This is a genomic window from Bacillus cereus group sp. BfR-BA-01316 (assembly GCF_022664195.1).
Lineage (GTDB): Bacteria > Bacillota > Bacilli > Bacillales > Bacillaceae_G > Bacillus_A.
This window is the reverse complement of the sequence record NZ_JAKUGX010000012.1, coordinates 102,335-111,619: the sequence shown is the minus strand read 5'-3', so window position 1 is coordinate 111,619 and position 9,285 is coordinate 102,335. Positions and strand designations below refer to the sequence as shown.

The following is a 9,285-nucleotide window of genomic DNA, read 5'->3' as shown; positions in this document are numbered from 1 at the left end:
CTTTTTTGTCATTTTGAACATTCTCCGATCCCAATTTTCCTCTTATTATACAAGAAATACCCTATAGAATAGACTTTTTTTAAGTGTCTATTCTATAGGGTACATTTTATTAATTCCCTGCTTTTCTATTTGGTTTATTGCCTGATGGTAAGAAGAACGATAACACCCAAGCAATACCGGCTAATATTGTTGCAATTAAGAAGGCATCGTTAATACCGTTAATTGCAGATAACTTTGAAATTTGTCCGAATAATAGTTGCGTGCTCATCGCATCTCCTGCTTGAGCTGATCCGGCTAATGCCGCTAAGCTTTGGCCCATACCGTGTACTTTATCAACTAAAATCGGGTTTGACGTTGTTAACATATTGCCGTAATCCGCTACGTGAGCAGTAGTTTGTTGCGTCATAAGCGTGATTAATATCGCTGTTCCAATTGAACCAGCTACTTGTCTTGACGTATTTTGCGTTGCTGTACCGTGAGAAATTAATTTCATCGGTAACGCGTTCATACCAGCTGTCATAATTGGCATCATAATGAATGACATACCAATTGAACGTATAATATAATCCGTCATAATAACGCTATACGGTGTATCCATCGATAACGTTGTAAATTTATATGTCGCAAATGTTGTAATGGCTAATCCGACAATTGCTAACGGACGAATACCATACTTATCAAATAGTTTACCTGCAACTGGTCCCATAATCCCCATAATTAATGATCCTGGAAGTAATAATAAACCTGATTCCATCGGTGTAAAACCGCGAATGTTTTGCAAGTATACTGGAAGTAATAACATACCTCCGAATAATGCCATCGTTACGATTGCGTTAATTAATAATGTGAAAGTGAACGTTGGATATTTAAACACTTGCAAATCAAGCATTTTATTTTCCGTTGTTAACTCTCTCCAAATAAATACAGCTAAACCAATGACACCGATAATAAGTGTTATAACAACTTCTGCACTAGTCCAGCCATTATTTCCAGCTTCACTAAATCCGTACAGTAAGCTACCTAGTCCAATACTTGAACTAATAACACCGAATACATCTAACTTTGTTTTAGACACTGGCTGAGCTAGTGTAAAGAATTTAAAAGATAAGAACGTAATAATTAAACCGATAACAAACATCCCATAGAACATTAAGTTCCAGCTATAGTTTTCAATTACCCAACCTGTTACAGTTGGTCCGATAGCTGGTGCTAAAATCATCGCTACCCCAAGTAACCCCATAGCTGCTCCGCGCTTATGAGGCGGGAATAATGTCATGAAAATATTCATACCAACTGGCATTAAAATACCTGCACCAACCGCTTGAATAACGCGGCCCGTCATCATCATTGTAAAGTTACCTGATGTAGCACAAATGATAGATCCTACAGTGAAGAATAACATTGCTGCTATGAATAATTTACGATACGTAAACCGTGAAACTAAAAATGCACTAATCGGTACTAAAATTCCGTTTACAAGCATGAAGCCTGTAATTAACCATTGTGCTGTTGAAGTTGATACGTTAAATTCGTTCATTAATGGAGGCAATGCAACATTAATGATCGTTTGGTTTAAAATAGAAACGAACATACCGAGAATTAATACAGCTACAACTGCCTTTACATTCACATTCTCTACCGGTAATTGTCTCTTCAGCATTTCTTTTTCCTGTTTTACTTGCTCTTGCTTCCCTGTTTCTAATTCCACTACGTTAGAAGCTTCTGTTTCTTGTTCAAGTTCTTTCTCTACTGTTTCTGCTTGACTTACTTCTATCTTACTTACGGCTGGGACTTGTTCTTCTCCCACATTCGTTTTTTTCTTTCGTAAAAGACGATTTATAAGGAAGAAGACGATTATACAAAATAGTGCATATCCTACAATTGCAATTGAGGACATCTCATCTCCCCCTTACTTATGAATACGAACTGACACATTCATTCCAGGAACAATATTTACTGATTTACTATGATCTAAAGAAATTTTCACTGGCACAACTTGCTTTACTTTCGTATAGCTCGCTGTTGCGTTACTTGATGGTAACATCGAGAATGTATTCGCTGTTGTTAATCCAACTTGTTCTACTTTCCCTGTTAACGTTGTATCTGGGTATGCGTCTACATACACATCTACTGTTTGACCTTTTTGAACATCATCAATATTTGTTTCTTCAATATTTGCCGTTACCCATAAATTGTTCATATCAAATGCATAAGCAATCGGGCTACCTGCTCCAACGAATGCATTAGTTGTTGCATTTGATTGTACAACTGTTGCATTTTGCGGAATTGTTACATCTACTGTTTGCTCACCATTTGCTCCTGCTACAGTAACCGCACCTACTTTATCGTTCTCATTGTAGTTTTTTCCGACTTCAGCTTTCCAGTCCGTTAACTTACCTGCTACTGGTGATGCAATTGGGATTACTTTCCCGTCAATCTTCGCATTTTCTGTTTTTAAATAGTTTTCCGCTTGATTGTAATAGTAATAACCGCCAATACCGCCGCCAACTAATACAATTAATGTGATAATGTTGATAATTACCATTCTTCGAAACTGATTCATTGCATTCCTCTCCTTATATCGCATATAATTTTTTTCTAAACTATTTACATCCTTAGTGTTTACATTGTTTAATTGTTAATTATATTAACCTTTAAACAAAAAAAGCACACCTTTTACGACGCAAACTATGTTTTGTCTGCATCCTAGCGGTGCTGATTTCTAAAGGACTATCGTTTATAATTATAAATAATTATCCCGAATCTACAACCAACAATTTAAACCCATATGTCGTTTAAACAACATTACACTATACATGTGTTGTTTAAGTTAAAAAAATTAAACGAGGTGAAGTAAAAATGTCTATTAAAAATACAAATGATCCACGTGTAAAACGAACGAGACAACTCATACAGGATGCTTTTGTCGCTTTAGTAGGCGAAAAGGGCTTTGAAAATGTAACTGTGCAACATATCGCGGAACGTGCTCCTGTAAATCGTGCTACATTTTATAGCCATTACCATGATAAATATGATTTATTAGAAAAAAGCATAGAAGAAATGTTAGAAAAACTAGCTGAAGTAATTAAACCACAAAAACGAAATAAAGAAGATTTTCAGCTCACATTTGACTCACCACATCCAACATTTTTAGCTTTATTTGAACATATAGCAGAAAATGTGAACTTCTATAACGTTATGCTTGGTGATAAAGCCGCTAGAAACTACTCTTATAAAATGATGAAAACAGTCCAAACACATTTAACATTAAGCTTATCTATTTCACAACCTGATGATGAAGAACTCATGGTTCCTCGTGACATTCTTATTAGTTATGTTACAGGGGCTCATATCGGTATGATTATGTCATGGTTAAAAAGAGGCATGATTTATACCCCGCATTTCATGGCAATGCAATTAACTCGCTTAATTATTTTAGGAGCCCATACTGCAGCAGGATTAGAACGACCGTTTTAAAAATGGAAAAAGCGAAGGAAATTACCCTTCGCTTTTTTCTATTAATTAAATGTAATGTTATGTACAGCCTCTTTATCAAGACGTTTAATAACTTCTACAATTAACTTCACTGCGTTTTCATAATCATCACGATGTAACATCGCTGCATGAGAATGAATGTAGCGTGTCGCAATCGTAATTGCCATAGACGGAATACCATTTACAGAAATGTGAATTGCTCCTGCATCCGTTCCCCCGCCTGCTACAGAGTCATATTGGTATGGAATTTGTAATTCATCAGCAACATCAACTACGAAATCACGTAAACCTGTATGACCAATAACAGAAGCATCATATAGAATGATCTGCGGACCATCACCCATTTTACTTTGCGCTTCTTTTGCCGTTACACCCGGTGTATCCCCAGCAATACCAACATCTACAGCGAATGCGATATCGGGCTTAATATAGTTTGCAGATGTTTTCGCACCACGAAGACCGACTTCTTCTTGTACAGTCCCAACGCCGTATACAACGTTTGGATGCTTTTCATCTTTTAATTGTTTTAATACGTCAATTGCAATTGCACAACCAATTCGGTTATCCCATGCTTTTGCAAGTAACATCTTTTCATTCTTCATCACTTGGAATTCGAAGTACGGTACAACTTGATCTCCTGGTCGTATGCCCCACTCCATCGCTTCTTCTTGGCTAGAAGCACCAATATCGATGAACATGTCTTTAATTTCAACTGGCTTTTTACGAGCTTCTGGAGGTAAAATGTGCGGTGGTTTTGAACCAATTACACCTGTTACATCTCCTTTACGCGTTACAATCGTTACGCGCTGTGCAAGCATAACTTGCGACCACCAGCCACCAACCGTTTGGAAACGAAGGAAGCCTTTGTCATCAATTTGCGTAATCATAAAGCCAACTTCATCTAAATGACCTGCAACCATAATTTTCGGGCCGTTTTCTTTCCCAACTTTTTTCGCAACTAAACTTCCTAAATTATCAGTAGAAAGTTCATCTGCAAACGGCTCAATATATTTCTTCATTACTTCACGTGGTTCGCGCTCGTTACCCGCAATACCGCGTGCGTCTGTTAATTCTTTTAGCATTGTCAATGTCTCGTCTAATTTTGTCATTGCCAACACCCTCCTTTTTCTTCAGTCACTTTATTATACAAAAGGAAATTGAAATATTCAAAAATTAAATTAGTATCCTTGTGTTTGACGCTGATGATTTACTTCATTTTTATCTAAATATGCTTTTTCAATTTCTTCTTGTTCAAATTCAAGCGCTTGTCCAAGACGAAGATAGCTTGTAAATAGTTCAATATAGTTCGTAATAGAAGGTTGATCTGTAAAGCGAATTACTTTCGCATATGTGTCTAAGAAAATTTCCACTTGTGTTTTATTCGTTTGCGCACATTTATAGAATAAGAAGTTTTTATCAATTCCTAAATCGATTCCGATTGATAAAATAAAATGTAAACCATCTACGTATTCTTCTAATATTACTTCACGTTCTGACGCTGGTTTATTGCTCCAATATTTAAAACAACGTGTTTCATTTGCAAGTTCTCCAATTTCTACAAGAAGAGCTAACATTTTTTCTTTTAACAATTTCTTCGGTTGTAAGTCATGTTCTTTCACAATACGGTCATCTAATTCTTTTTGTAATTTAAATAGTTGTAGTAAGTCCATTCTATTGTCCTCCTCCAACATCGCATTTTCCGCAACAATGTTGTTTCATCTCAAAGTTCATTATTATTTTTCGTTTCTTATTAAAAAGTCAGCTACCTACATCTTTATAAAGATAGCTTGTCCTTAATTTGCAAATACGTTTCAATCATCACTCATAGATTGTTCACTTGATGAAAGTTCCATATCATCTTTCCATTATAGCAGTGTCGTTTCTGCTAGGAAAGATACACTTCTTTACGAATGAGTTCAAATAAAAAAAAGTCAGGAGGATTCTCCTGACTTTTTTTATATATTCTTTTATATTGATTTTGTCATATCGATAACGACACGTCCGTTAATCTTTCCTACTTTCATGTAAAAGTCTCCTCGTTATCGTTACAAAAGCTCTTACAAGCACATCTTAATATACTAGATAGAAATAACTCATTTAATTGTGACGACACTAAGCGGGAAATTTCACAAGTTATTGAATCGTTATAATGAATACAAATAAAAAAACCTTAGAAGAAAGATCTTCTAAGGTTTTAAACAATTAGTTAATGTTGTTTTTTGCAACTGTTGCTAATTCAGCGAAAGCTTTTTCGTCATGAACAGCTAAGTCAGCAAGCATCTTGCGGTTAACTTCGATGCCAGCATTTTTTAAACCGTGCATTAAGCGGCTGTAAGAAAGACCATTCATACGAGCTGCTGCGTTGATACGTGTAATCCATAATTTACGGAAGTCACGTTTCTTTTGACGACGGTCACGGAATGCATACATTAGAGATTTCATAACCTGTTGGTTAGCAACCTTAAATAATGTACTCTTAGAACCGTAGTAACCTTTTGCTAATTTTATAACTTTTTTACGACGTTGACGAGTAACTGTACCACCTTTTACTCTTGGCATAATATTACCTCCTAGTTTGTTCTATATATCAGCCGAACTTATTTTAAGTTGTCAAGCATTTGACGAATGCGTTTGAAGTCACCAGCGCTAACTACACCAGCTTTACGTAGTTTACGTTTAGCTTTTGTAGATTTGTTAGCGAATAAATGGCTTGTGTAAGCGTGAGAACGCTTCAGTTTACCAGATCCAGTCTTTTTGAAACGCTTTGCAGCGCCGCGATGAGTTTTTTGTTTAGGCATAGGTATTTCCTCCTCTATCTATTACTTATCGTTTTTCGGTGCTAAAACTAAGAACATACTGCGTCCTTCCATTTTAGGCTTAGATTCAATTGTACTAACTTCAGCACAAGCTTCTGAGAAGCGATCTAAAACACGTTGACCGATTTCTTTATGAGTAATGGCACGTCCTTTAAAGCGAATTGACGCTTTAACCTTGTCGCCTTTCTCTAAAAACTTGACAGCATTACGAAGTTTTGTGTTAAAGTCATGTTCATCAATTGTTGGACTTAAACGAACTTCTTTCATGCTAATTACTTTTTGATTTTTGCGCTGTTCTTTTTCTTTCTTCTGTTGCTCAAAGCGGAATTTACCGTAGTCCATAATGCGGCATACTGGCGGTTTCGCATTTGGAGCAACCAATACTAAATCAAGATTAAGACCTGCAGCTAAGTCTAAAGCGTCATTACGAGACTTGATTCCAAGTTGATCGCCGTTTGCGCCAACTAAGCGTACTTCACGTGCACGAATTTGCTCGTTAATCATCATATCCTTGCTAATAGTAAGCCACCTCCAAGGTTTTCTTAGAATACGTTTTGCAATTGTAGAACCCGAACAAAAAAAGTGCGGGCACACGGCACCCACACTTGTAATATCTTTAGTAAGAAATACATTTACCTGCTAACTGCGAATGCGTCCATCAGGTGAGAAGCGGGTGCTTCTACTTGTCAAAACCATATTCTATTATCCTTGATGAGTTTATCATAGGACATGACGTCTGTCAAGAAGACGCGATGTGTTTTACTAACAACAAGAAATATTGTAACAAACAACCAGCATACTTGCAATACTTTTTTATGATAAGTATTGTTTGGTTATTTTTTCTAGATTTTCTTTTTTATAATACATAAAAAAGCCGCGGTATACCGCGGCTTTTTCTTATCGTTTTCCTTCTACTTTAATCATGTCAACAAACGCATCTAATGCGATTGTTTCTGATTTTTGTTCACCATATTTACGTACGTTAACGCCATTTTCAGTAACTTCATTGTCACCTACTACAAGCATGTACGGAATCTTTTGCATTTGTGCTTCACGGATTTTGTAACCAATTTTCTCTTCACGAGTGTCTAATTCAACACGGATACCAGCACGTCGTAATTCATCTTGTACTTTCTTCGCATAGTCTAAATGTACTTGCGGAGAAACTGGAATTACTTGCGCCTGAACTGGAGCTAACCAAGTTGGGAATGCGCCTTTGTATTCTTCAATTAAGAAGGCTACGAAACGTTCCATAGTTGATACAACACCACGGTGAATTACAACTGGACGATGTTGTTTACCGTCTTCACCAACGTAAGTTAATTCAAAGCGTTCTGGAAGTAAGAAGTCTAATTGTACAGTTGAAAGTGTTTCGTCTTTTCCAAGAGCAGTACGAACTTGAACGTCAAGTTTTGGACCATAGAATGCCGCTTCACCTTCAGCTTCATAGTAATCAAGACCCATTTCATCCATAGCTTCTTTTAACATACCTTGTGCTTTTTCCCACATCTCATCATCAGCATAATACTTTTTAGTATCTGCTGGGTCACGATAAGATAGACGGAATGAATAGTTTTCTAAACCGAAATCTTTGTACACTTCTAAAGTTAAGTTTACAACACGTTTTAACTCTTCTTTAATTTGATCTGGACGAACGAAAATGTGCGCATCGTTTAAAGTCATTCCGCGTACACGTTGTAATCCAGATAATGCTCCAGACATTTCATAGCGGTGCATTGTTCCAAGTTCCGCAATACGGATTGGTAATTCACGGTAGCTGTGAATATCATTTTTATAAACCATCATATGGTGAGGGCAGTTCATTGGACGAAGAACTAACTCTTCATTATCCATTTCCATTGATGGGAACATGCCATCACGGTAATGGTTCCAGTGACCAGAAGTTTCATAAAGCTCTCTACTTCCTAATACTGGAGTGTATACGTGATCATAGCCTAAGCTTGCTTCTTTATCAACGATGTAACGCTCGATAATACGGCGAATTGTTGCACCTTTTGGTAACCAAAGTGGTAAACCTTGTCCTACTTTTTGGCTATTAGTAAATAGTTTTAACTCTTTACCTAATTTACGGTGATCGCGCTCTTTTGCTTCTTCAAGCATACGTAAGTGCTCATCTAATTCTGCTTTCTTAACGAATCCAGTACCGTAAATACGTTGTAACATTTTATTATTGCTATCACCGCGCCAGTAAGCACCTGCAACGCTTAATAATTTAAACACTTTAATCTTCCCTGTAGATGGAAGGTGAACGCCACGGCAAAGGTCGAAGAATTCGCCTTGCTCGTAAATTGAAATAACTGCATCTTCTGGAAGATCGTTAATTAAATCTAATTTTAACTCATCGCCAACTTCTTCGTAACGACGAAGTGCTTCTGCACGTGGTACTTCATGACGAACGATTTCTAAGTTCTCGTTCACGATTTTTTGCATTTCTTTTTCGATTTTCTTGAAGTCTTCAACTGTAATTGCTTCTTCCATATCGATATCGTAGTAGAAGCCATTTTCGATTACTGGACCAATGCCAAGCTTAACATCTTTATATAAACGTTTTAACGCTTGCGCTAAAAGGTGGGCTGTTGAGTGGCGTAAAATATATAAGCCATCTTCAGAATCTAATGTAATGATAGAAACTGCACCATCTTCTTCAATTGGTGTAGAAAGATCGATCATCTCATCGTTTAATTTTCCAGCCACAGCTTTTTTCTTTAAGCCTGGGCTAATAGAAGCTGCGATTTCTTCAGTTGTTACTCCTTTTGGAAACTCCTTCACAGCTCCATCAGGGAAAGTAATTTTAACTACATCTGCCATCACTGGTCACTCCTCTTTTTTTTCAAAATAAAAAACACTCATCCCATAAAAAGGGACGAGTGTTGAATTCGTGGTTCCACCCTTGTTCCAATTAACCTTATTGTTAATTGCTCAAGTTCAACATAACGGTGTTGTCCGTTAGCAA

9 protein-coding genes and 2 other annotated features (1 of these 11 running past the window's edge) are annotated in these 9,285 nt (G+C 36.8%); of the genes, 1 reads left to right on the top strand and 8 read right to left on the bottom strand.

All coding sequences use genetic code 11. From position 1 onward, the window contains the following. Window positions 1-109: 109 nt before the first annotated feature. Window positions 110-1,897: a DHA2 family efflux MFS transporter permease subunit gene (locus tag MR071_RS12195; protein ID WP_105586791.1), complete on the bottom strand. Its 1,788-nt coding sequence runs from the start codon at window positions 1,895-1,897 to the stop codon at window positions 110-112. Window positions 1,898-1,909: 12 nt separating this feature from the next. Beyond that, window positions 1,910-2,563 (bottom strand): HlyD family secretion protein, encoded by a 654-nt coding sequence (locus MR071_RS12190; RefSeq protein ID WP_105586792.1) that lies wholly within the window; start codon window positions 2,561-2,563, stop codon window positions 1,910-1,912. 296 nt (window positions 2,564-2,859) lie between these two features. Between MR071_RS12190 and MR071_RS12185 the strand changes: the two genes are divergently transcribed. Continuing rightward, window positions 2,860-3,477, top strand: a complete 618-nt coding sequence (locus MR071_RS12185) for a TetR/AcrR family transcriptional regulator (protein WP_242236194.1) — start codon at window positions 2,860-2,862, stop codon at window positions 3,475-3,477. 41 nt (window positions 3,478-3,518) lie between these two features. Here the strand turns inward: MR071_RS12185 and MR071_RS12180 are convergent, their stop codons facing one another. The 6 genes from MR071_RS12180 to thrS form a co-directional block, all read right to left on the bottom strand. Continuing rightward, on the bottom strand, window positions 3,519-4,604 hold the full coding sequence (locus MR071_RS12180; RefSeq protein WP_105586793.1) for a M42 family metallopeptidase: 1,086 nt from the start codon (window positions 4,602-4,604) through the stop codon (window positions 3,519-3,521). A 69-nt stretch (window positions 4,605-4,673) separates the two neighbouring features. Next, window positions 4,674-5,165: a dUTP diphosphatase gene (locus MR071_RS12175; RefSeq protein WP_000365057.1), complete on the bottom strand. Its 492-nt coding sequence runs from the start codon at window positions 5,163-5,165 to the stop codon at window positions 4,674-4,676. Between the two features lie 532 nt (window positions 5,166-5,697). Further along, window positions 5,698-6,054: a 50S ribosomal protein L20 gene (rplT, locus tag MR071_RS12170; protein WP_001138364.1), complete on the bottom strand. Its 357-nt coding sequence runs from the start codon at window positions 6,052-6,054 to the stop codon at window positions 5,698-5,700. A 38-nt stretch (window positions 6,055-6,092) separates the two neighbouring features. After that, window positions 6,093-6,293, bottom strand: a complete 201-nt coding sequence (gene rpmI, locus MR071_RS12165; RefSeq protein ID WP_001125945.1) for a 50S ribosomal protein L35 — start codon at window positions 6,291-6,293, stop codon at window positions 6,093-6,095. Between the two features lie 21 nt (window positions 6,294-6,314). Beyond that, window positions 6,315-6,818, bottom strand: coding sequence for a translation initiation factor IF-3 (gene infC, locus MR071_RS12160; protein ID WP_002015470.1), 504 nt, complete (start codon window positions 6,816-6,818; stop codon window positions 6,315-6,317). A gap of 63 nt (window positions 6,819-6,881) precedes the next feature. Further along, window positions 6,882-7,002: a sequence feature (ribosomal protein L20 leader region), on the bottom strand. A 206-nt stretch (window positions 7,003-7,208) separates the two neighbouring features. Next, window positions 7,209-9,140, bottom strand: coding sequence for a threonine--tRNA ligase (thrS, locus tag MR071_RS12155; RefSeq protein WP_105586794.1), 1,932 nt, complete (start codon window positions 9,138-9,140; stop codon window positions 7,209-7,211). Window positions 9,141-9,188: 48 nt separating this feature from the next. Beyond that, window positions 9,189-9,285: a binding site (T-box leader), on the bottom strand; it runs 131 nt beyond the window's last position.